General features: G+C 76.2%; 11 protein-coding genes. 2 read left to right on the top strand and 9 right to left on the bottom strand.

What is annotated here, in order from left to right; all coding sequences use genetic code 11:
- Nucleotides 1-2 precede the first annotated feature (2 nt).
- The 5 genes from AB2U05_RS06390 to AB2U05_RS06410 all read right to left on the bottom strand — a co-directional run bounded on the left by AB2U05_RS06390 (nucleotide 3) and on the right by AB2U05_RS06410 (nucleotide 9,478).
- Nucleotides 3-1,157: an AAA family ATPase gene (locus AB2U05_RS06390; protein ID WP_045705256.1), complete on the bottom strand. Its 1,155-nt coding sequence runs from the start codon at nucleotides 1,155-1,157 to the stop codon at nucleotides 3-5.
- On the bottom strand, nucleotides 1,154-6,460 hold the full coding sequence (locus AB2U05_RS06395; protein WP_369182673.1) for a hypothetical protein: 5,307 nt from the start codon (nucleotides 6,458-6,460) through the stop codon (nucleotides 1,154-1,156). Before AB2U05_RS06395 ends, AB2U05_RS06390 begins: the two co-directional genes overlap by 4 nt.
- The gene (locus AB2U05_RS06400) at nucleotides 6,457-7,305 is read right to left on the bottom strand and encodes a DUF4132 domain-containing protein (RefSeq protein WP_369185912.1); all 849 of its coding nucleotides are present in this window, start codon (nucleotides 7,303-7,305) and stop codon (nucleotides 6,457-6,459) included. The genes AB2U05_RS06395 and AB2U05_RS06400 overlap by 4 nt, the downstream gene beginning before the upstream one ends.
- 270 nt (nucleotides 7,306-7,575) lie before the next feature.
- The gene (locus AB2U05_RS06405) at nucleotides 7,576-8,433 is read right to left on the bottom strand and encodes an ABC transporter ATP-binding protein (protein WP_045704379.1); all 858 of its coding nucleotides are present in this window, start codon (nucleotides 8,431-8,433) and stop codon (nucleotides 7,576-7,578) included.
- Between the two features lie 28 nt (nucleotides 8,434-8,461).
- Nucleotides 8,462-9,478, bottom strand: coding sequence for an ABC transporter substrate-binding protein (locus AB2U05_RS06410; protein ID WP_369182674.1), 1,017 nt, complete (start codon nucleotides 9,476-9,478; stop codon nucleotides 8,462-8,464).
- 150 nt (nucleotides 9,479-9,628) lie between these two features.
- On the opposite strand from AB2U05_RS06410, the gene fhuB reads away from it, so the two are divergent.
- Nucleotides 9,629-11,827 carry a Fe(3+)-hydroxamate ABC transporter permease FhuB gene (fhuB, locus tag AB2U05_RS06415; protein WP_369182675.1) on the top strand — a complete coding sequence of 733 codons (2,199 nt, stop codon included), beginning with the start codon at nucleotides 9,629-9,631 and terminating at the stop codon, nucleotides 11,825-11,827.
- A gap of 62 nt (nucleotides 11,828-11,889) precedes the next feature.
- Entirely contained in the window at nucleotides 11,890-12,999 is a 1,110-nt protein-coding gene (locus AB2U05_RS06420; RefSeq protein ID WP_369182676.1) for an alpha/beta hydrolase-fold protein, read from the top strand.
- Between the two features lie 24 nt (nucleotides 13,000-13,023).
- Here AB2U05_RS06420 and AB2U05_RS06425 read toward each other — a convergent pair whose 3' ends face one another.
- The 4 genes from AB2U05_RS06425 to AB2U05_RS06440 form a co-directional block, all read right to left on the bottom strand.
- Complete coding sequence (locus AB2U05_RS06425; protein ID WP_369182677.1) at nucleotides 13,024-13,575, bottom strand: Uma2 family endonuclease; 552 nt, start codon at nucleotides 13,573-13,575, stop codon at nucleotides 13,024-13,026.
- Nucleotides 13,576-13,704: 129 nt separating this feature from the next.
- On the bottom strand, nucleotides 13,705-15,069 hold the full coding sequence (locus AB2U05_RS06430; protein WP_369182678.1) for a DHA2 family efflux MFS transporter permease subunit: 1,365 nt from the start codon (nucleotides 15,067-15,069) through the stop codon (nucleotides 13,705-13,707).
- Nucleotides 15,066-15,251, bottom strand: coding sequence for an MbtH family protein (locus AB2U05_RS06435; RefSeq protein WP_045704387.1), 186 nt, complete (start codon nucleotides 15,249-15,251; stop codon nucleotides 15,066-15,068). Before AB2U05_RS06435 ends, AB2U05_RS06430 begins: the two co-directional genes overlap by 4 nt.
- On the bottom strand, nucleotides 15,244-22,491 hold the full coding sequence (locus tag AB2U05_RS06440) for an amino acid adenylation domain-containing protein (RefSeq protein ID WP_369182679.1): 7,248 nt from the start codon (nucleotides 22,489-22,491) through the stop codon (nucleotides 15,244-15,246). Before AB2U05_RS06440 ends, AB2U05_RS06435 begins: the two co-directional genes overlap by 8 nt.
- Nucleotides 22,492-22,498: the final 7 nt, after the last annotated feature.

A 22,498-nucleotide genomic window follows, 5' to 3' on the forward strand; every position in this document is an offset into this window, starting at 1 on the left:
GGTCAGGCCTCCAGTGCCGGGCGGAGGTCCCACAGGGTGCGCCAGGTGGCGGCGCCCTGCTCGGCGCGGCGGCGCACCGCGCCGTCCCAGTAGCCGAGCAGCCGGGCGGCGTCGGCCGGGTCGTCCTTGCGGACGACGCCGAGGAGTTGGCCGGGCAGGCGGGTCAGGAGGTCGCCGCCGTCCGGGAGGTAGGCGGCGGTGACGCCGAGGGCGGTGGCGACGGAGACGGCCTCGGCGGTGCTCATCACGGTGGAGGGGCGTTCGACGTCCCAGCCTTCGGTGGAACGCCCGGTGCGCAGGTCGCGGAAGGCGGTGACGAGGGCGTCGAGGACGGCGTCGTCGACGGCGTAGGCGGCGCCGGCCCGGGCGACGGCGGCGGTGGACTGACGGCGGACGAGGTCGACTTCGGCGGCCAGGCTGCCGATCGGGCCGACCGTCTCGAAGTTGAACCGGCGTTTGAGGGCGGCGGACATCTCGCTGACGCCCTTGTCGCGCAGGTTGGCGGTGGCGATCAGGGTGAATCCGGCGGCGGCGTACAGCTGCCCGTCCGGGGTGCCGGCCAACTCGGGGACGGCGACGCGTCGTTCGGAGAGCAGGGAGACCAGGGCGTCCTGCACCTCGGGCAGGCAGCGGGTGACCTCCTCGACCCGGGCGACGGCGCCGGTGGTCATGGCGGTGAGCACCGGCGAGGGGACGAGGGCGTCGCGGCTGGGGCCCTTGGCGAGCAGGAGGGCGTAGTTCCAGCCGTACTTGAGCTGCTCCTCGGTGGTGCCGGCGGTGCCCTGGACGGTGAGCGCGCTGGTGCCGCAGACGGCGGCGGCGAGCAGTTCGGAGAGCATGGACTTGGCGGTGCCGGGCTCGCCGACGAGCAGCAGGCCGCGCTCGCCGGCGAGGGTGACGACGCAGCGCTCGACGAGGGCCCGCTCGCCGACGAACTTCTGCTCGATGACGAGGCTCCTGCGCCCGGCCTTGAGCTTCTCGCCGTCGCTGCCCATGACGAAGGTGACGACGGCGCGCGGGGTGAGCCGCCAGCCGGGCGGGCGCGGGCCGCTGTCGTGGGCCGCGAGGAACTCCAGTTCGGCGGCGTACTTCTCCTCGGGCGGGACGGTCTGGCGGTCCGTGGCGGTGCTGGTGGAGGTTCTGGTGGTGCTGGTCATCGGCGGGCCTTCCTGCGCGTGCCGGTCCGGAGCTCTTCGTAGCCGGGGGTGTCGCCGTCGACGGTGCGCTGCCAGGCCCGGGCGAACAGGTCCGGGACGGGCAGGCGCGGCAGCACCGGCTTGTGGGTGGGCAGTTCGTACAGGGCGGCCTTCCAGGTCTCGACGGGCAGCGCGGGGGCCTTGGCCTCCTGCCAGCCGCAGGGCAGGAAGAGGCTGCGGCCGGCCCGGGGCCGCTTGGCCTCCAGCACGAGGCCGGTGGCGGCGAGTTCGGCGCGGGCCCGCTTCAGCCTGGCGGGCTTCCAGCCCGTCCAGCGGGCGACGTTGCGGTCGGTGGGGTCGGGCAGGGCGAGCAGTTGCAGGTAGAGGGTGGCGGCGTCCGCGCCGAGGCCGTGGGTGCGGGCCGCCTCGGCGACCAGCGCGGGGGCGGACAGCTGCGGGTTCTGCAGCCAGGCCGCGCGGCCCTCGGCCGTCGCCGGGTCGGCCGTCACGGCGGTGACGGACGCGACGGCGGACTCGGCCAGCCGCCGCGCCTCGCCGTTGAGCACGGCGACGAGGGCGCCCTGGTCGTCGCCGTACCAGGAGCCGTTGCGCAGCCCGGTGATGAGGTCGAGGAGCGGGTCGTCCGGGCCGGTCAGCCCGGCCGGACGCAGCCAGACCTGCTCGTACGCCTCGTGGTAGGGGCTGAGGACGAGCGCCGGGCCGCAGCGGACCAGGCCGTCCGGGTCGGCGCCGCCCTCGGCGGGCAGGCCGAAGCGGGCGCGCATGACGGCACCCATCGGGCCGTTCTTGGCGGTGTTGACGAGTTGGAGGTCGAGCAGCAGGTCGGGGTCGCCGAGGCGGGTGTGCAGGGCGTCGACGGCCCGGGGCAGCAGTGGGCGCAGCGGGCTGTCGGCGGGCAGGTGGTAGGCGAGCCAGCGCAGGGCGTCGAGGGTCCGGTGGAGTTCACCGGGCGCGGGGACGGCGTCGGCGTCCTCGGGTCGGAGGTGGGGTTCGGCGCGGTGGTCGGTGGTGAGGCGGTAGGTGGTGGTGCGGGTGAGCCAGCGGGTGCGGGCGGGGTTGAGGACGGCTTCGAGGTGGTCGATCCGGACGCCCTTGACGGCGGCCTGGTCGGCTTCGGGGAGGGTGACGAGGTGTCCGAAGTGGCGGATCCAGGTGTCGGCGCCGGCGGCGAGGTCGGGGCCTTCGGTCCACAGGGTCTTGGGGTCGGGCGGCAGCAGGGCGCCCCAGACGTCGATGAGGGCGTCGTGGGGGTGGCTGCGCAGCCATTCCTTGGCGGCCTTGGCCTCGGTGGCCTTGATGCCGAGTTCGGCGAGCCGTTCGGCGGTCAGGGCGGTGGTGCCCCAGTGGAGGAGGGTGGGGGGCGGGCAGAGCAGCAGGGTGGCGCGGGCGGTGCCGATGCCGGTGAGTTCGGCGAAGGCGGTGGCCCGGGCCCGGTCCCAGGGGACGCTGCCGCGCAGGGCGGCGACCCGCCAGAACTTCTGGACCCAGGCGGCGCTGATCCGTTCCTCGGTGCGGCGCTCCCGGACGGTGGTGAAGTGGGCGACGGGGCCGAAGCGGCCGCTCGGGTCGTGGTCGACGGCGAGCCAGTGGATGGCGCCGTTCTGGTGGGTGCGGTAGCCGAGGATGACGACGGTGCGGTCGCCGTGGCGCAGCACCTGGCCCTGGCGGAAGTCGGCGGGGCGCGGGTCGGTGGCGGGCCGGTGGGGCTCGCTGAGGACGAGTTCGCGCAGGGTGTCGCCGCGGTCGGCGAGCGGGCCCTTGGTGAGTTCGCCGAGGAGTTCGACGAGCGAGGAGCGGTGGGCGGGTTCGGTGAGCGGGTTGGCGACGGCCTGGGCGAGGACGTGGAGCAGGCCGAGCAGGTGGAGCCAGCCGTGGCCGCCGTCGCCGCCGCGCAGGGTGATCCTGGCGGGGGCGGCGGACCAGCCGTCTGCCTGGCCCTCGCTCGTGTCGGTGGTGGCGGGCGGGTCGGCGAGGACGGCGAGGACGGTGCGCAGGTTGTTGAGCGTCCACCAGCGGTCGCGGATGAGCCAGCCGGAGCCGAAGCCGGGGATGTCGGGCAGCAGGGCGGTGACGGCGTCCTGCAGTTGCTGGTCGCGGCCGTGGTCGGGGCGGTACTCGGGGGTCTGGGCCCGGTCGGGCCGTTCGGCTTCGGGCTGCGGCACGAACCGGGCGATGCCGTCGAGCAGGTCGGCGGCGGCGCGGGCGAGTCCGGCGACGCCGGCGAGCAGCAGCGGGTGGGTGACCTCGGGCAGCAGGGCGGCGACGGCGGGGACGGGCAGGCTGCTGCGGGTCGGCTCGTTGTGCTGGGCGATGGGGCGCCGTACGCCCTGGACGGTGAGCCAGCGCCGGTCGTCCTCGGGGACGGGCCGGGTGTCGACGGGCCGGGTGTCGACGGGCCGGGTGTCGACGGGCCAGGCGGCGTCGATCAGTCGGGCGGCCTGTTCGGGGTCGACGCCGCGCAGGGCGCGGGAGCCGGCTTCGTCGCGGGGTCGCAGGGCGTGCCAGTGGTCGAGCGGTGGGACGAGGGCGGTGCCGGCGGCGGAGAGGTCGCCGGCGCGGCAGGGCCGCAGGTCGGCGGTGCGGTCGGTGGCCGTGGCGAGGTCGGGCAGGGTGAGGGCGAGGGTGTCGCCGGAGGTCTCGGTGACGGCCGGTCGGCCGGCGCCGGGCAGGGCGAGTCGGCCGACCGGGACGGTGTCCGGGTGCGGGCCGGTGATCGGCAGGGTGATGTGCTGTCCGTCCGGGGTGACGGCGGTGGCCGTCCGGTCGGGGTCGATCCGGACCCAGCCGCCGAGGACGGTGCCGTCGGTGCCGAGCGGGGTGCCTTCCAGGCCGGGTTGGAGCGGCAGCAGCCGGGTGTTGCGCGCGGCGAGCCGGCCGGCCGCGGCGGAGGCTGCGATCACGGGCGGTTCGGCGGCGCGGCCCAGGGTGCCGGTGTGCGGGTCGAGTTCGCGCGGGGCGGGGTCGCCGTCTCCGGGGCGCAGCGTCCAGTGGCCGGTGCCGTCGCCGAGGACGCGGTGTTCGGACGGCAGCCGGGTGTCGCCGGCGTGCAGCGGGCGTTCGCCGGTGGTGCGGCCGCCGCCGGGCAGCGGGAGGGAGGGCGGTTCGGGCCGCCGGTCGCCGTAGTGGTAGCCGGTGATGGTCTCGCCGCCGAGTTCGAGGATCTGGTCGGGGCGGCCGGACCAGTAGCCGACCTGTTTGCCGTTCTGCTGCCAGGCGACGAGGAGTTCGCCGTCGACGAAGCGCAGTCGGGGGCGGTTCCAGCGGTGGTCCGGCTCGGGGACGCGCAGGGTGTGTTCCAGCACGGTGCCCTGCGGGCCGACGACGACGGCGCGGTCGCCGCGGGCGAGGATCAGGCACGGCCAGGCGTCCTCGACGATCAGGCCGTCGAGGGCCGGGCCGTGGAAGCCGGGGGTGGCGGCGTTGCGGGCGGTGGCCGTCGAGGCGGCGGTGCCCGGGTCGGCGGGGGTGCCGGGGCCTGCGGAGGTGCCCGGGTCGGCGGGGGTACTGGCGTCGGCCGGGTCGGCGAGGGTGGCGAGGGCGTCTTCGAGGGCGGGCCAGCCGAGTTCGTCGAGGATGCCGGCGGCGAGCGCCCGGGCGAGCAGTCCGGCGACGTCGAGGGCGGCGATCCGCTCGGCGGCGGCCGGGGCGATGCCGCGGATGGCGGTGCGGTAGGGGCTGAGCGAGCGGACCAGGTCGGCGGCGCCGGCCAGGCCCCGGACGGCGGCGAGTTCGTCGGCCCGGACCTCGGCCCACTCGGCCATCAGCGTGCGCAGCACCGGGACGGCGGGCGCCTTGCGGGTGACGGCGGTCACCCAGGCGGGCGGGGTGGCGTCGCGCAGCAGCGGCCGGTAGCGCGGGTCGGCGGCGACGGCGCGCAGGCGGGCGCTGCCGGGGCCGCAGTGGTCGGCCCAGTGCTTGACGCCGAGGGCGCGGCCGGCGGGCGGGTCGGCGACGGGCACGCCGGCGGCCAGCAGGTGGTCCAGCAGGTCGAGGTCGGCCAGGTCGCCGCCGCGGTCGGCGAACAGGTCGACGGGGACGGCGTCGGCGCGCAGGCGCTCGGTCATCCGGCCGGCCAGGGCGAGGGTGGCGGCGGTGTCGGACCGGGTGCGCCAGCCGCGGCGGGTGTGCCGGGCCCAGCGCTGGAGCCAGGCCGCGGCCGCGCCGGGCTCCTCGTCGGCGCGGCGGGGCCCGGTGAGCCCGGCGTCGGCGCCGGTCTCGGCGAGCAGGGCGAGCCAGGCGGCGTCGTGCGCGGCGGCGTCGCCGCCGTCCGGGGCGGGCAGCAGGTCGAGCAGGCGGCGTCGGACGGCCTCCTCGCGGCGCCCGAGCCGGACCAGCGGGCCGTGCCAGGACTTCCAGAACGCGGCGGGCGCCCGGTTGATCGCCGGGGATTCCAACAACTCGGCGAGCAGGGCCTGTTCGTGCGTGTCGCGGTCGAGCCCGGCGGCCCGGAGCAGGGCGCGGGCGTCCTCGGCGACCCCGGCGTACGGGGCCATGCCGGCGGTGGAGCGCTCGGTGCAGAGCTGGCGGAAGCGCTGCCAGGCGGTGTGCGGGTCGAGCCTGGTGGACAGTTCCTTGACGTACTGGCGCAGTTCCTTGACGGTGAGGGCGCCGGCCAGGGCGAACTCCAGGAAGACGGCGCGCAGCCGCTCCTCGTCGACGCCGAGGCCGTGGGTGCGCTCGGCCTCGCGGGCCTTGCCGAACCAGGTGGCGGCGTAGGCCTGGTTGCCCTGGGCGAGGAAGATCCGGCCGACCTCCTCGCAGAAGGTGGGCAGGAAGTGCGGCACGGCGCGGCCGAGGCGGGTGGCGAGCGCGGCGAAGCCGTCCTTGGCGGCGCCCGGCTTGGACTTGACCTGCCGGGCCAGCCGCTCCGTCTCCTTGACCAGGGCGAGCGCGTGGTGGCCGTTGGCCGGGTCGTTGACGAGGGCCCAGGCGGGGAAGCCGAGCGCCTCCTGGCGGACCTGGCCGACGTCGGCGGGCGTGCCGGCGGGGGTGAGGCCGAGGAAGTCGAGGGCGGCGTCCTCGGCCGCGCCGAGGGCGCCGGGGACGAGCCGGACGATCCGGCGGCCGTCCAGCGCGGGGTGGGTGTAGGTGCGGGCGGTGAGCACGTCGGCGGCGCTGTCCGGGCGGCCGGCGTCGGGCAGGGTGCCGGCGGGCAGCACGGCGCCCGCGTCGAGCAGGGCCTCGTGGCGGGCCCGCGCCCGGTCGGCGCGGGTGCCGGTGCCGACTGCGGTGGCCGTGGTCGCGCCGGTGGTGGTGGCGGTGGCCGTGGTCGCGCCGGTGGTGGTGGCGGTGGTGGCGGTCATGCGGCTTCCTCCCCTTCGATCGTGCGGCCCGCGTACAGCGCGGCGGCCATGCGCATGCCCTCGGACCAGGCGACCGGCCCGACCTCGGTCAGCGGCAGCGCCCGGCCGTCCGGGCCGGCCCAGCTGAGCGTGCCGGTCTCGCAGGCGTCGTAGTCGTAGTAGTCGCCGACCCAGACCCGGGCCTCGACGGTGCGGCCGCCCTCGCTGACCGGCTGGACGGCGGACCCGCCGCGCACCCGGCAGCCGAGCCGGTCGCAGCGGCCGCGCAGTTCGCGCAGCTCCCGGTAGCGGCCGCCGGCGAACTCGTCGACCGCGGTGCCCGGCAGCGGCCCGGCCGGCTTGTGCCAGACCTCGCGGTAGAGCTGCCGGACGCGCTGGGAGACGCCGAGTTCGACGGCGAACTCGCGCAGCTCGTCGAGGTCCGGCAGCAGGACCGGGTGGGGTATCAGGACCTCGGCGGCCGTCAGCCGGACGGTGTCGCCGTCCAGGTCGACCAGGCCGAGGCCGCGTTCGGCGTCCGCGCCGCGCAGGAAGCCGGCGACCTCGCCGTCGACCCCGGTGACCACCACGTCCCGCAGGACGGCCTGCCAGGCCTCGTCGGCCCACACCTCGGTGAGCACGGCGGCGGGCACCGGCAGCGAGCGCACCATCCAGCGCTCGACGTCCGCCAGGCAGCGCCGCTCGTGGGCGCCCAGCCATTCGGCGAGCTGCTTGAGCTGGGTGACCGCCGGGTCGCCGTTGAGCTTCGGCGGGAGGGACTTGAGCGTGCGCCCCGCCGCGTTGCGGCACGCCACCCTGCCCTCCGCGTCCAGCGTGACGCGGTAGCCCCCCGCGCCCGTCTCCACCCATGCCACGGCCGTTCTCCTCCCACCGGTCCCACCGGAATTGCGCGTCCTGATCGCCTGCTGATCAGCGATGCCAGGAACGTAGCGACGCCCACTGACAGCAGGAGGGGCGGGATGGCGCTCTTCGGGGCCCGCGGAGTTCAAACCGCTCGCACGGGTGAACGAATCGGCCGCGCGGCCCGGTTCGGGACGCGCGACCGCCCGGCGCCCCGGAACGGAACGGGCCGTACCGGGCCGCCGGGCGGGAAGGCGTACGGAGGTGGGCGGGCGTCAGCCCCCGGCCGAGGCGGCCGGTGCCCCCGGCACGACCGCCGGCGCGAGCGGAAGAACCGCCGGCGCGAGCGGAACGACCGCAGGCGCCCGCGGCACGATCACCGGCGCCCCGTCCCCCGGCGCGGCGAGCACGTGGCTGTCGATGTCGTACAGCGCCCGCACCAGCGCCGCGTCCACCACCTCGCGCGGCGGCCCGCAGGCGACCACCGCGCCGTCGCGCAGCGCGACCACGAGGTCCGCATACCGGGCCGCCGCCGCGAGGTCGTGCAGCACCATGACGACGGTCCGCCCGCCCGCGGCGACCTGCCGGACCAGCTCCAGCACCTCGACGGCGTGCCCGAGGTCGAGCGCGCTGGTCGGCTCGTCGAGCAGCACCACGGGCGCGTCCTGGGCGAGCACCATGGCCAGCCAGCAGCGCTGTCGCTGGCCGCCGGAGAGCCGGTCGAGCCGCCGGCCGGCCAACTCCTGGACGCCGGTGGCGCGCAGGGCCTCGGCGGTCAGCCGTTCGTCGTCGGGCGACCACTGCCGGAACAGGCCCTGGTGCGGGTGCCGGCCGTAGCGCACCAGCCCTTCGACGGTGACCGCCTCGGGTGCCTGCGGGCTCTGCGGCAGCAGCGCGACCCGGTGGGCGGCCTGGCGCGGGCGCAGCCGCCAGAGGTCCTCGCCGCCGACCAGCACCCGCCCGGCGTCCGGCCGGTGCAGCCGGGCCGCGGCCCGCAGGAGGGTGGACTTGCCGCAGCCGTTCGGGCCGACCACCGCCACCACCTGCCCGGCGGGGACGGTGAGGTCCACGCCGCCGAGTACGGGGCGGCCGGGGCCGTAGCCGGCGCCGAGCCCCTGGATCGTCAACTCCATGGAGTGCCTCTAGTAGTAGGCGGGGCGGTCAGGAGGCCGAAGCGCCGAGCGCCTTGGTGAAGTCGCCGATCACGGCGTCGGCGGCGAGCGGGCCGCCCCGGGTAGACCAGACCGAACCGTCCACGGTGACGGCGCGGTTGTTCTTCACGGCGTTCAACTCCCGGTAGGCGGGCTTGGACTGGACGTCCTTGAGCGCGGCCTTGCCGTCGTCGGTGAGGGTGGACAGGAACAGCCAGTCGCCGTCGATCTCGTTGAGCTTCTCCAGGCTGAGCGCGGGGCTGTGCGCGTTGCCGTCCTTGTCCTGGGCGGCCGGGCGGGTGAGGCCCATGTCGAGGGCGACGCCGCTGGCGAACTGCTTCTTCTCCATCCAGCTGGGGCCGGTGGGGTTCCAGCGGACGATGGAGACGGCGGCGCCCTTGTTCTTGCCGAGGTCGCCGCCGGCCTTCGCGGCCTTGGCCTCGTACTCGGTGATGACCTTGTTGGCCTGGTCGAGCTTGTTGACGGCGTTGCCGATGCCGCGGAAGGCGAGCTTCCAGTCGTCGGTGGGCGCCATGGTGACGAGGGTGGCGGGGGTGATCTCGCGCAGCTGCTTGAGCATCTGCTCGTCCTGCATGTCGCCGGCCAGGATCAGGTCGGGCTTGGCGGCAACCACCTTGTCCAGTACGGGCTGCAGCAGGTTGCCGACGACGGGGACGCCCTGCACCCGGTCCTTCAGGTAGGCGGGCGGCTCGGCCAGCCCCTGGCCGTTGGTGATGCCGACCGGCTTGACGCCGAGGGCGAGCACCGCGTCCAGGTCCTCCTGGGTGAGGGTGACGATCCGCTGGGGCTCGGCGGGGATCTCGACGGCCTTGCCGGTGGCGTCCTTGACGGTGCGCTTGCCGCCGGCGGCCGCCGGGGAGCCGCCGGCCGAGGAGGAGGCGGAGGAGGAGGACGAGCCGGAGGATCCGCAGCCCGCGAGCAGCAGGGCGGCCGCCCCGGTGACGGCCAACGCCCGGGCCGCGCGGCGGCGACGGACGGGGCTGAGCGGGCGACGGGCGAACGGCATGGGTGCCTCCGGGCAACGGTGGTAAGGGAATTGATCAGAGAACCGGCGCGGGAGCTGGTGCGCGGCCCGCACGCGGACGGGCCGGCCCGGCGCCGCGGGCGGCGGCGGGGAGCAACCGGGGCGGCTCGACCATTAGGTTAGCCTTACCTTATGACACCGTCGCAAGTGGGCGTCCACGAAGCGTCCGCCGCCACCCCGCCGGACGCGGCCCCGGGAGCCGTTCCGGGCGCCCCGCCACCCCCGCCGCCCGACCGCCGCCGCACCGGTTGGGCGGTCGCCGCCGGGGCGCTCGCGCTCCTGCTCGTGCTCGCCGCGCTCTCGCTGTCCATCGGCGCCGGCGAGGTCGGCCCCGGCCGGGTCCTGGACTACCTGCTCAACCGCGACGGCGCCCGCGCCGACAGCCGACTCGCCCTCGTCGTCGGCGACTTGCGACTGCCGCGCACCGTCACCGCGCTGCTCGTCGGCGCCGCGCTCGGCGTCGCCGGCGCCCAACTGCAGTCCGTCACCCGCAACCCGCTCGCCGAGACCGGCCTGCTCGGCGTCAACGCCGGCGCCTCGCTCGGCGTCGTCCTCGCCGTCGCCGTCCTCGGCGTCCAGACCTCGTACGGCTACCTCGCGTTCGCCTTCGGCGGCGCCGTGCTCGCCAGCGTCCTGGTGCTGCTGGTCGCGGGCAGCCGGGGCGGCGGCTCGCCGATCCGACTCGTGCTCGGCGGCTCCGCCGTCGCCGCCGTCTTCCGCGGCCTCACCGACGTCCTGGTCGTCAACTCCCCCGAGGCGTACGAGCGGTACCGCGTCTGGGTGCTCGGCTCGCTCGCCGGGGTCGAGGGCTGGACGACGCTGCGCCAGCTCGCGCCCGTGCTGGCCCTCGGGTTCCTGTGCGCCCTGCTCACCACCCGGCCGCTCACCGCGCTCGCCCTCGGCGACGACCTCGCCCGCGGCCTCGGCCACCGGCCCGGCGCCACCCGGGCCGCCGTCGCCCTCGGCGTCACCCTGCTGACCGCCTCCGCCGTCGCCCTCGCCGGCCCGGTCGCCTTCCTCGGACTGCTCTCCGGGTTCCTCGCCCGGACCGTCGCCGGCCCCCGGATCGGACAACTCACCCTGCTCGCCGCACTGTTCGGCGCCGCCGCGCTCACCGGCTCGGATGTGCTCGCCCGCGTGGTGGCCCGGCCGTTCGAGGCGCCGGTGTCCGTGATCGTCGCGCTGATCGGCGCCCCCGCGCTGATCGCCATCGTCCGCTCCCGGCGCTCCGCCGCCCTCGCCCTCACCGACCCCGCCGCCGACGCCCCGCCACCGGCACGGCGGCCCGAACCACCCGCCGCCAAGCCGGACTCGGCCCTGCGGTACGGCGCGTGGTCGCTGCTCGTCCCCCGCCGGGCACTGCTCGCCTCGCTCGGCCTGGCCGCGGCGCTGCTCGCCGCCGTCGTGGTCTCCGCGCACGCCGGGCAGAGCGAACTCGACCTCGGCCGCACCTTCCAGGCCGTGTTCGGCTACGGCGACCGGCTCGATGTGCTGCTCGTCCAGAAGTTCCGCCTCGGCCGGATCGTCGCCGGACTCGCCGCCGGAGCCGCCCTCGGCCTCGCCGGCTGCCTCACCCAGACCCTCGCCCGCAACCGCCTCGCCACCCCCGAACTCCTCGGCGTCAACGACGGCGCCACCGCCGCCGTCCTCATCTCCGCCGGCACCGCCGGCACCTTCGGCGCCTGGTGGGCCGGGCCGCTCGGCGCGCTCGTCGCCGTCCTCGTCGTCACCCTCGCCTCCGGCGGCCTCGGCGCCCGCGGCCTCCGGGTGCTGGTGGTCGGGCTGGCCATGTCCGCGCTCGCCTCCTCCGTCATCCAGGTCGCGATGGCCCGCCGCTCACTCAACTCGGCCGGCTCGCTGTACGTGTGGACCTCCGGCAGCCTCAACGGGCGGGACTACGAGATCGCCACACCCGTCCTCGTCGGGCTCGCGGTGCTGGTGCCGCTCGCGCTCGTCGCCGCGCGGCGACTGGCCGTCCTGCGCTTCGACGACAGCGTCGCCGCCTCGCTCGGCGTCGACCCCGGGCGGGTGCGCCTCGCCTGCCTGCTGCTGTCCGTGGCGCTCGCCGGACTGGCGGTCGGCGTGTGCGGGCCGGTCGGGTTCGTGGCGCTCGCCGCGCCCGTCATCGCCGGACGGCTGGCCGGACCGGCCCGCGTGCCCGTCGTCGGCTCGGCGCTCACCGGAGCCCTGCTCGTGGTGGTCGCGGACACCGTCGGGCGGGTCCTGATCGGCGGCGTCGAGATCCCGGTCGGCATCGTCACCACCGTGCTCGGCGGCCCCTTCCTGCTGTGGGTGCTGCTCGGGCGGCGCGGACGCGACAGCGTCGCGTGAATCGGCGCGCATCGACATGAATCGACATGAACCGACATGAGTCGACTTGAGGAGTAGTGGACTTGAAGACTTCGTCCCCGACCGTCGCCCCCGATCCGGACGACCCGGCGTACCGGCTGGTCACCTTCCGGTACGCCGGCGAGCAGGAGTACGACGGGGTGCTGGCGCTGCTGCACACCGTCACCGACAAGGACCGGCACTCCGGCGACCTGACACCGCATCTGATGCACCGTCGGATCGACGGCTCGTGGTCGATCACCTACCGGCTGCGCGCCGACCACCGGGCGTCCTACCAGCTGTACCCCTTCCGGGGCGCGGCCCCGGGCACGAGCCGGGCCGACTGGCTGCGCGTCCTCGACGGGGCCGTGCCCGACCCGCACGGCGCGGACGGACTCCTGCTCCCCGCGCGCGACGGCCGCCACCCCTCGTCGGTGCTCAGCCTGCCCGACGCGCCCGCCCAGCCGTACGTGCGGCGGCGCGAGGACGTGGCGCGCGGACGGACCACGGCCCATGAGGTCGACGGTCGTCGCGTCGACGTCCACCTCCCGCCCGGGGAAGGCCCGTTGGAGGCGGTGGCGGTGCTGCTGGACGGGGAGATGTGGGGCGGGGTGCTGTCGGTCGGCGACACCTTCGACAACCTGACGGCGGACGGGGCGATCCCCCGGGCCGCCGCCCTGCTCGTCCACACCATGGGCCCGCGGCGCCCGGACGACCTGAGCTGCAACCCGGACTTCGTCGACCTGCTCGCCGACCGGCTACTCCCCTGGGCACAGTGCGAGTTCGGCACGCCCCTCGATCCCGCCCGCACCGTGGTCGCCGGCCAGAGCGCGGGCGGCCTCACCGCCGCCTTCGCCGCGTTCCGCCGCCCGGACCGGTTCGGCAACGCGCTCTCCCAGTCCGGCTCCTTCTGGTGGCCGGACGAGACGGAGTTCGACGAGGGCAGCGAGTGGCTCACCCGGCAGTTCGCCGTCGCCGCCCGGCGCGAGGCCCGGTTCTACCTGGAGGTCGGGCTGCAGGAGTGGATGCTGCTCGCCCAGAACCGCCACCTGCGGGACGTGCTCGTGGCGCGCGGATACGACGTCGAGTACCGCGAGTTCAACGGCGGCCACGACTACGCCTGCTGGCGCGGCGGCCTGGCGGACGGCCTCGCCCACCTGCTCGGAGCGCGCTGACCCGGGCGGCGCGCCCGGGCGGGGTCAGTCCCGGTAGGGGACCAGCCGGGACAGGTCCAGCTCGAAGCCGAACGGCTCGGGGATGCGGATCTGCTCGCCGAACTCCCGCTCGGTGCGGGTGTGGTACCGGTCGCGGTTGGGCTCGGAGAACAGCGTGACGGTCTTCTGTCGCGGGTCGACGATCAGGTAGAGCGGGAAGCCCATGCGGGGGTAGTCGCGGACCTTGCCCGTCCAGTCGTTGTCGGGGTTGGACGGGGAGACGATCTCGACCGCGACCAGCGCGAGCTCGGCCGGGATGTCGTGCCCCTCCAGGTCGATGACGTCTTCCGGCAGGTAGGTGAGGTCCGGGTTGCGGACGGCGCCGACCCCGGGTGAGGCCAGGTCGCTGTTGCCGGTCGGGAAGTAGCCGGCGGGGCAGTGCGGCTCGAACTGGCGCTGCACGATCGAGAGGTTCAGCTGGTGGATCGAGGAAGGCGATGCCTGCATCACGATGACGTCGCCGGACAACTCGACCTTGTAGCCCTCCGGGAGGCTGCGTCTGGCCTCCTCGAGAAGGCGATAGCGCTCAGGGTTCATCGGGTCTCCTCCGCTGCTCCTGTCACAGTACCGCGTACGCGAACGCCGGTCGGCGCACCGGTGGCATGGGCGGGAAGGAGTGTCGTCCGTCCGGGCGGGGCCGGCGACCGGACGGACGACCACCCGGGGTCACTGCCGGGGCAGCCGGGCCGCGAGCGGTGCGCCGGCGGCGACGAGGGCGGCCGTGAGGGCGAGGGCGAGCCGGTAGGGGGTGACGCCGCCGTCCTCGCCGGTCGCGCCGATCAGGGCGGCGACGGCGGCGATGCCGAGGGCTCCGCCGAGGGTGCGGACGAGGGTGAACAGGCCCATCGCCCGGCCCATGGCGGGCGGCGGGACGTCGGCGAAGCCGGCGATCTGGAGGGTGAGCACGGCGGTGCCCAGGATCAGCCCGACGCCGAGCATCAACGCCCGTACGGCCCACGGGTTCTCGGCGAAGCCGAGGCCGGCGAGCACCGCCGCGGCGAGCAGCAGGGCGGGCAGGGCGAGACGGCGGGGACCGAGCCGGGGCAGCAGTCGGTCGACGGCCTGGGAGGCGGCCATCAGGCCGATGGCCTCGGGGAAGACGCTGAGCCCGGCGTCGAGGGCGGTGGCGCCGAGGGCGGCCTGGTGGAGCAGGGGGACGGCGAAGAGCGCGCCCATCAGGCCGGCGGAGGTGAGCAGGGCGAGCCAGGTGGCGGCGCCGTAGCCGCGGTCGGCGAGCAGGCGCAGGTCCACCAGCGGTTCGGGGGCGCGCAGTTGGTGCCGTACGGCGAGTGCCAGCAGGACGAGGCCGAGCGGGCCGGAGAGGGCCACGCCCGGGGAGGTCCAGCCGTGGGCGGGGCCGAAGCCGAGGGCGTAGGTGAGGAGGCCGAGGCCGGGGGTGGCGAGCAGGAAGCCGGTGGTGTCGAAGCGGCCGGCGGCCGGCTCGTCCTCGGTCCGCAGGGCGGCGGCGCCGAGGGCCACCGCCGCGATGCCGACCGGCACGTTGACGAGGAACAGCCAGTGCCAGGAGAGGTGTTGGGTGAGGTAGCCGCCGAGCGGCGGCCCGAGGGCGGGCATCAGGGCGGTGGGGACGATCAGGATGCGGCCGAGGCCGGCCCGTTCGTGCGGGGCGAAGGCCCGGAACAGCAGGGTCGTGCCGACCGGGGTGAGCAGGCCGCCGGCCACGCCCTGGACGGCGCGGGCGGCGGCGAGCCAGCCGAGGCCGGGGGCGGCCGCGCACAGCGCGCTGACCGCGGTGAAGGCGGCGAGCGCGCCGAGGAAGACGCGTTTGACGCCGTACCGGTCGCCGAGCCAGCCGGCGACGGGCAGGCCGAGGGCGAGGCCGACCAGGAAGGCGGTCTCGACGGCGTTGGCGGCGGAGAGCGGGCGGCCGAAGTCCTCGGCGATGCTGTACAGGGCCGGGTTGACGATGGTGGAGTCGAGGCCGTTCATGCACATCGCGGCGGTGTAGACGACGACCACGGCCGCCCGCCCCGCCAGCGGGGGGCGAGCAGCGACGGCGGGTGGGGTCACAGGTCGGTCCAGTGGGCGGTGATCCAGGCGAGGGCGGTGGCGCGGTCGCTCGGGCCGTGGGCGACGCCCCAGCCGGCGGGGACGGCGGCGAAGGCGGGCCAGAGGGAGTGCTGGCCCTGGTCGTTGACGAGGGCGAGGAAGTCGCCGTCGGCGTCGAAGGGGTTGGCGGGCGCGTCACTCATCGGAGGTTCCGTCCAGTCGGTCGGCGATCACGCGGGCGATGTGCGCGATCGGGTCGGGCAGGGTCATGTCCTTGTGGGAGCAGGCGACGTCGGTGTTGTCGATCCGCCCGGTCACGTACGGGGCCCACAGTTCGGGCATCAGGGTGTCGTCGATGGTGTCGACGGTGGCGCGGAAGAACAGCACGTCGCCGTCGAAGGGGCGGTGGTCGTGGCCACGCACCAGGTGGTTGGTGTGCAGGTAGATCCGGTTGAGCGCGGCGACGGTGGTCTCGTCGAGGCCGGCGAGCGGGCTGCCGGCGCCGCGCAACAGGGCGCTGACGGTGTCGAGTTCGAGCGGCTGACCGGCGAGGTCGTCCGGCCCGAAGCCGCCCATGGTGAGCAGCGCCTCCAGGGCTTCGGCCTGGTCGGGGACGGGGAGCTCGCGGAAGCCCTCGGCCGGGTAGGCGTCCAGGATCGCGAGCAACTCGACGTGCTGGCCGAGCTGTTGGAGGCGGACGGCGAGCGCGTGGGCGATGATGCCGCCGGTGGACCAGCCGAGCAGCCGGTAGGGGCCTTCGGGCTGGACCTCGCGCAGCCGGTCGGCGTAGTGCGCGGCCAGCTCCTCCAGCGTGCGCGGCAGCGGGAGTTCGGCGGTGGCGGCGCCGACGCCCTGGGCCTGGAGGCCGTAGATCGGCACGTCGGCGGGCAGGTGGCGGATCAGTCCGGTGTAGCACCAGCTGAGGCCGCCGGCGGGGTGGACGGCGAACAGCGGCGCCGGACGGCCGGGGGCGGCGGGCCGCAGCGGGAGGAGGACGTCGAGGGCGTCGACGGCGGTCGCGCCGGCGGAGAGCGCCGTTTCGAGGCCGGCCGGGGTGGGGGCCTGGAACAGGGTGCCGATGCCGAGGTCGATCCCGAGCACGTCGCGGATGCGCCCGGCGAGGCGGACGGCGAGCAGGGAGTGGCCGCCGAGGGCGAAGAAGTCGTCGTCGACGCCGACCGCTGCCAACCCGAGGGCCTCGGCGAAGAGTTCGCAGAGCTGCTGTTCGCGCGGGCTGCGCGGGGGGCGGCCGGTGCCGACTGCGCCGGCGGGCGCGGAGGGGGCGGGCAGGGCGCGGCGGTCGAGCTTGCCGTTGGCGGTGAGCGGCAGGCGCTCCAGCGGGACGACGGCGGAGGGCACCATGTGGGCGGGCAGTTCGGCGGCGGCGTGGGCGCGCAGTTCGTCCGGCGACGGACCGGGGCTGGTGCCGGGGCCCGAGTCGGATCCGACCACGTAGGCGACCAGCCGCTGGTCCCCCGGCGCGTCCTCGCGGACCACCACGGCGGCGTCGGCGACGGCCGGGTGGGCGGCCAACACGGCTTCGATCTCGCCGAGTTCGATCCGGAAGCCGCGCAGCTTGACCTGCTGGTCGGCGCGCCCGAAGTACTCCAGGACGCCGTCCGGGCGGCGCCGGGCGAGGTCGCCGGAACGGTACATCCGGGTGCCGTGCTCGCCGAAGAGCGCGGCGTACGGGTCGGCGACGAAGCGGGTGGCGGTGAGGTCGGGGCGGCCGAGGTAGCCGCGGGCGAGGCCCGCGCCGGCGACGTACATCTCGCCGGTGACGCCGGGCGGGACGGGCTGCAGGTGCTGGTCGAGGACGTAGACGCGCAGGTCGGGGATGTTGACGCCGATGGTGCTGCTGGTGGCGGCGGCGCTCGCCCGGTCGAGGGCGATGTGGGAGACGTGCACGGTGGTCTCGGTGATGCCGTACATGTTGACCAGGGTCGGCGCGTTCTCGGGGTGGCGCGCGTACCAGTCGTCGAGCCGGCCGAGTTCGAGTGCCTCGCCGCCGAACACGACGTAGCGCAGGGCGAGTTCGCTGCCGGGGCGGTCCCGGTCGGCGGCGGCGAGCTGGTGGAACGCGGACGGGGTCTGGTTGAGGACGGTGACGCGTTCGCGGGCGAGCAGGTCGAGGAAGGCGGCCGGGTCGCGGCTGACCAGGTGCGGGACGACGACCAGGCGGCCGCCGTGCAGCAGGGCGCCCCACAGCTCCCACACGGAGAAGTCGAAGGCGTAGGAGTGGAAGAGCGTCCAGACGTCGTCGGCGCCGAAGTGGAACCAGTGGTCGGTGGCGGTGAACAGCCGGGCCACGTTGCGGTGGGTGACGGGCACGCCCTTGGGCCGGCCGGTGGAGCCGGAGGTGTAGATGACGTACGCGGTGTCCTCGGCGCGCAGCGGGCGGGTGCGTTCGTGCTGGGCCAGCGGGCCCGGCGGGGTGGCCGGCCGCTCGCCCGGTTCCGGTTCGTCGACCAGGAGTTGCGGAACGTCGTGCGCGGGCAGCCGGGGTGCGGTGGCGCGGTCGGTGAGCAGGGCGGCGGGGCGGGCGTCGGCCAGCATGTAGGCGAGGCGGTCGGCCGGGTAGTCGGGGTCCAGCGGCAGGTAGGCGGCGCCGGACTTGGCGACGGCGAGGAGGGCGACGACGAGGCGGACGGAGCGCGGCAGGGCGAGGGCGACGATGGTGCCGGGGCCGATGCCCCGGGCGGCGAGCCGCCGGGCCAGGCGGTCGGCGCGGTCGGAGAGTTCGGTGTAGTCGAGCTGCTCGCCGTCGCAACTGACGGCTACGGCGTGCGGGTTGGCGGCGGCCGCGGCGTCGAAGAGGTCCGGCAGGGTGACGTCCGGCGGGGTGGCGTGCGGCGGGGACGGCGCCGGTTCGCCGTTCCATTCGACCAGGGCGCGGTGCCGTTCCTCGTCGCTGATCAGCGGCAGCCGGCCGATCGGGGTGTCGGGCGCGGTGGCGGCGGCGGTGAGGAGCCGGGCGAGGCGGTCGCAGAGGGCTTCGGCGGTGGCGGCGTCGAAGAGGTCGGTGCGGTACTCGAGGAAGCCGCCGATGCCGCCGCCGGGCCGTTCGCCGGCGTTGAGGGTGAGGTCGAACTTGGCGGTGCCGCTGGGGATCGCGGCGATCTCGGCGGTGAGGCTGCCGCCGAGGTCCACCGGCTCGTCGGCGCGGCTCTGCCAGGCGAGCATCACCTGGAACAGCGGGTGCCGGGCGAGCGAGCGGGGCGGGTTGAGCTCCTCGACCAGGCGGTCGAAGGGCAGGTCGGCGTGTTCGTGGGCGGCGAGGACGGTGTCGCGGACGCGGGTGAGCAGCTCGCGGTAGGTCGGGTCGCCGGAGGTGTCGGTGCGCAGGACGACGGAGTTGACGAAGTAGCCGACGAGGTCGGCGGTCTGCTCGTCGTCGCGCCCGGCGACGGGGGTGCCCACGGGGATGTCGGTGCCGCAGCCGTGCCGGGTGAGCAGGGCGGCGAGTCCGGCCTGGACGGCCATGAAGACGGTGCTGCCGGCGGCGCCGGCGAGGGCGGCGAGGGCGGCGTGGGTGGCCGGGTCGAGGGTGAAGGGCGCGGTGGCGCCGTGGTGTCCGGCGACGGCGGGGCGGGGGCGGTCGGTGGGCAGTTCCAGCTGGTCGGGCAGCCCGGCGAGGGCGGCTCGCCAGTACGCGGACTGTCGGGCGGCGAGCGGCCCGGGCTTGTCGGCCGTGCCGAGCAGGTCGCGCTGGCGGGCCGCGTGGTCGAGGAACTGGACGGCTGACGGCGGGAGTTCGGGGGCGCGGCGGGCGTGCCGGGCGGTGTAGGCGGCGGCCAGGTCGCGGACGAGCGGGGTGGTGGAGGCGCCGTCGCTCGCGATGTGGTGGAGCAGCAGGAGCAGGGTGTGCCGCGCGGGCCCCTCCTCGAACAGGGTGGCGCGCAGCGGCGGTTCGCTCACCAGGTCGAAGGGGTGCTGGACGGCTTCGGCCAACTCGCCGGTGCCGTGGTGCAGTTCGACGGGCGTGGCGGGCAGCACCCGCTGGTACGGGGTGCCGTCCGGCTGCTCGCCGTAGACGGTGCGCAGGATCTCGTGCCGGGCGGTGAGGTCGCCGAGGGCGAGGGTGAGGGCGGTGCGGTCGAGCGGGCCGGTGAGGGTGAGGGCGAGCGGGATGTTGTAGGTGGGGTTGGGGCCCTGGAGGCGGTGCAGGAACCAGAGTCCGCGCTGGGCGGGTGAGAGCGGCATCCGCTCGGTGCGCGGCACGGGCTCCAGGGCGGGGCGCGGTTCGGCGGCAGGGGTGGTGTCGTCGCGGTCGAGCAGCGCGGCGAGCGCGGCGGGGGTGGGGTGGCGGAAGACGTCGGCGAAGGCGACGGGCACGGCGAGGGTGTCGCGCAGTCGGGCGGCGAGGCGGCCGGCGAGCAGGGAGTGGCCGCCGAGGTCGAAGAAGGAGGTGTCGCGGCCGGGCGGTTCGGGCAGGGCGAGGAGTTCGGCGAACAGGGCGCAGACCTGCTCCTCCCGCGGGGTGGCGGCGGGTTCGCCGGTGGCGGTGGTGCCGGGTTCGGGCAGGGCGCGGTGGTCGAGCTTGTCGTGGGCGGTGCGCGGGAGTTCGTCGAGCAGCAGGACGGCGGCGGGGACGAGTTGGGCGGGCAGCCGTTCGGCGAGGGCGGCGCGCAGCGCGTCCGGGTGCGGGGTGGCGCCGGGGGCGGGGACGGCGTAGCCGAGCAGCCGCTTGCCGTGCGGGCCGGGGCGGGCGATCACCACGGCCTGGGCGACGCCGGGGAGTTGGGCGAGGGCCGCGGCGGCCTCGGCGGGTTCGACCCGGAAGCCGCGGATCTTGACCTGGTCGTCGGCGCGGCCGAGGAATTCGAGGGTGCCGTCCGGACGGCGGCGGGCGAGGTCGCCGGTGCGGTACATCCGGCTGCCGGGCGGGCCGTAGGGGTCGGCGGTGAAGCGTTCGGCGGTGAGGTCGGGGCGGCCGAGGTAGCCGCGGGCCAGGCAGGCGCCGGCGACGTGGAGTTCGCCGATCGCGCCCTCGGGGACGGGGCGCAGCGCGCCGTCGAGGACGTAGGCGCGGGAGCCGCGCACCACCCGGCCGGTGGGGGTGCCGTCCGGGCCGGGTGTCCAGGCGTAGGCGTCGACGGTGGTCTCGGTGGGGCCGTACAGGTCGACGGGGTGCACGCCGGGGGTGGCGGCGAGGCGCCGCCAGAGGGCGGGCGGGGTGGCTTCGCCGCCGACCGCGATGACGGCGGGGTGGTGCCGGCCTTCGTCCAACAGGCCTTCGGCGAGGAGGACTTCGAGGTAGGAGGGGGTGACGTCGAGGTAGTCGACGCGTTCGCGGTCGAGGTGGGCGGTGAGGGCGGCGGGGTCGCGGTAGGCGGCGTCGTCGAGCAGGTGGAGTTCGTGGCCGTGGACCATCCACAGCACCGGGTCCCAGGAGGCGTCGAAGGCGAAGGAGGCGCTGTGGGCGACGCGCAGGCGCTCGCGGCCGGTGCGGCGGACGGCGGGGGAGATGTGGTCCTCGCCGTGGCCGGCGTGCAGGTTGGCGAGCGAGGCGTGGGTGACGACGACGCCCTTGGGGCGGCCGGTGGAGCCGGAGGTGTGCAGGATGTAGGCGGGGTCGGCGAGCCGGGGGGCGGGGAGGGGGGCGGCGGGGTCGTACTCGGCGCCCTCGGTGTGCGGGGCGTCCTGGGGCCGCACGGTGGGCACGTGCGGCGGCAGGCCGAGGCCGGCGAGGGCGTCGGCGGCGCCGATCGCGCAGACCGGGCGGGCGTCGTCGAGGACGGCGGCGAGCCGCTGCGCGGGGTGGGCGAGGTCGAGGCTGACGCAGGCGCCGCCGGCCTTGAGCACGGCGAGCATGGCGACGAGGGTGTCGGTGCCGCGCGGCAGGGCGATGGCGACGGGCGCGCCGGCCCGGACGCCGTGGGCGGCCAGGCGGTGGGCGAGGCGGTCGGCGGCGGCGTCGAGTTCGGCGAAGGTGAGGGCGGTGGCGCCGCTGCGGACGGCGACGGCGTCCGGGGTGCGGGCGGCCTGGGCGGCGAAGAGTTCGGGCAGGGTGCGGTCGACGGGCGGTTCGTCGCGGCCCTCGGTGGCGCGCCGGATGCCCTCGGCGTCGAGCAGGTCGATCCGGGCGATCGGGGTGTCCGGGGCGGTGAGCAGGAGGTCGGCGAGGGCGTCGAGGTGGCGCAGCAGGCCGTCGCGGTGGGCGGCGAGCGAGGCGGTGTCGTAGCGGGCCGGGTCGGCGTCGAGGGTGAGGCGCAGGGCGCCTGCGGGGCCGGGTGAGACGTTCAGGGCGAGGTCGTCGACGGGGCCGGCGGCGAGGTTGCGGACGGTGCCGGGCAGGCCGGCCAGGTCGAGGTCGCCCTCGAAGGCCTTGATGTTGACGACCGGGCCGTACAGGGCGCGCCGTTCGCCGGTCAGGCCGAGGTCGCGACGCAGGTCCTCCAGCGGGTAGCGCTGGTGGCGGCGGGTGGCGCGCAGTTCGCGGACGACCCGGCGCAGCAGTGCCTCGGCGGTGTCGGCGGGGCGGACGGCCAGGCGCAGCGGGAGGATGTTGGCGGTGGCGACGGGGGTGCGCAGGGCGGCGGGGCCGCGGCGGTTGGCGAGCGGGAGGCCGAGCAGGACGTCCTCGGTGCCGGTGAGGCGGTGCAGGTAGCCGGCGGTGGCGGCGAGGAGGAGTTCGGCCCAGGTGGCGCGGGCGGCGTGGGCGGCGCGTTCCAGGCGGTCGCGGGTGCCGGCGGGGAGGTCGGCGGTGAGGCGCAGGGGGGGTGATGCGACCGGGGTGGCGGCTCCGGTGCCGGCTCCGGTGCCGGGGGTGGCGGCTTCGGTGCTGGGGGTGCCGGGGAGGGGGGCGGGGGCGTCGGCGCCGGCCAGGCGGGCGGACCAGTGGGCGCGGTCGGCCCGGTACTCGTCGCCGGCCCGGTAGGCGGCCTCTTCGGCGGCGGCCTCGGCGAGGGTGGCGAAGGGTCGGGGGGTGGGCTCGGTGCCGGTGGCGTGGGCGGTGTAGAGGGCGGCGACGCGTTCGCCGAGGAGGGTCAACGCGTAGGCGTCGACGGCGAGATGGTGGATGCGGCGGTACCAGAGGCGGCGGTCGTCGGCGAGGCGGACGAGCGCGTGGGTGAACAGCGGGCCCGCGGTGAGGTCGGCCGGGCGGGCGAGGTCGGCGCGCATCCAGGCCTCTGCCTCGGCGTCCGGGTCGGCGGCGGTGCGCAGGTCGAGGCGGTGCAGCGGCCAGTGCCCGGCGGGGCGGGGCCGCTGGTGCGGGGTGCCGTCCGGGCCGGTGACGACGACGGTGTTCAGCGCCTCGGCCTCGTCGACGGCCTGCCGCAGGGCCTGTTCGAACAGTTCCTCGTCGAGCGGGCCGGTGATCTCCACGGCGTCGCCGGTGTTGTAGACCGGGCTGGCGGGGTCGAGCGCCTGGGCGTACCAGATGGCGGCCTGGGCGGAGAGCAGCGGGACGTCGGCGGCCTGGGTGTCGACGGCGGGCATGGTTCGG

The sequence above is a fragment of the Streptomyces sp. Y1 genome, from assembly GCF_041053115.1.
GTDB classification, from domain to species: domain Bacteria; phylum Actinomycetota; class Actinomycetes; order Streptomycetales; family Streptomycetaceae; genus Kitasatospora; species Kitasatospora rubellomurina.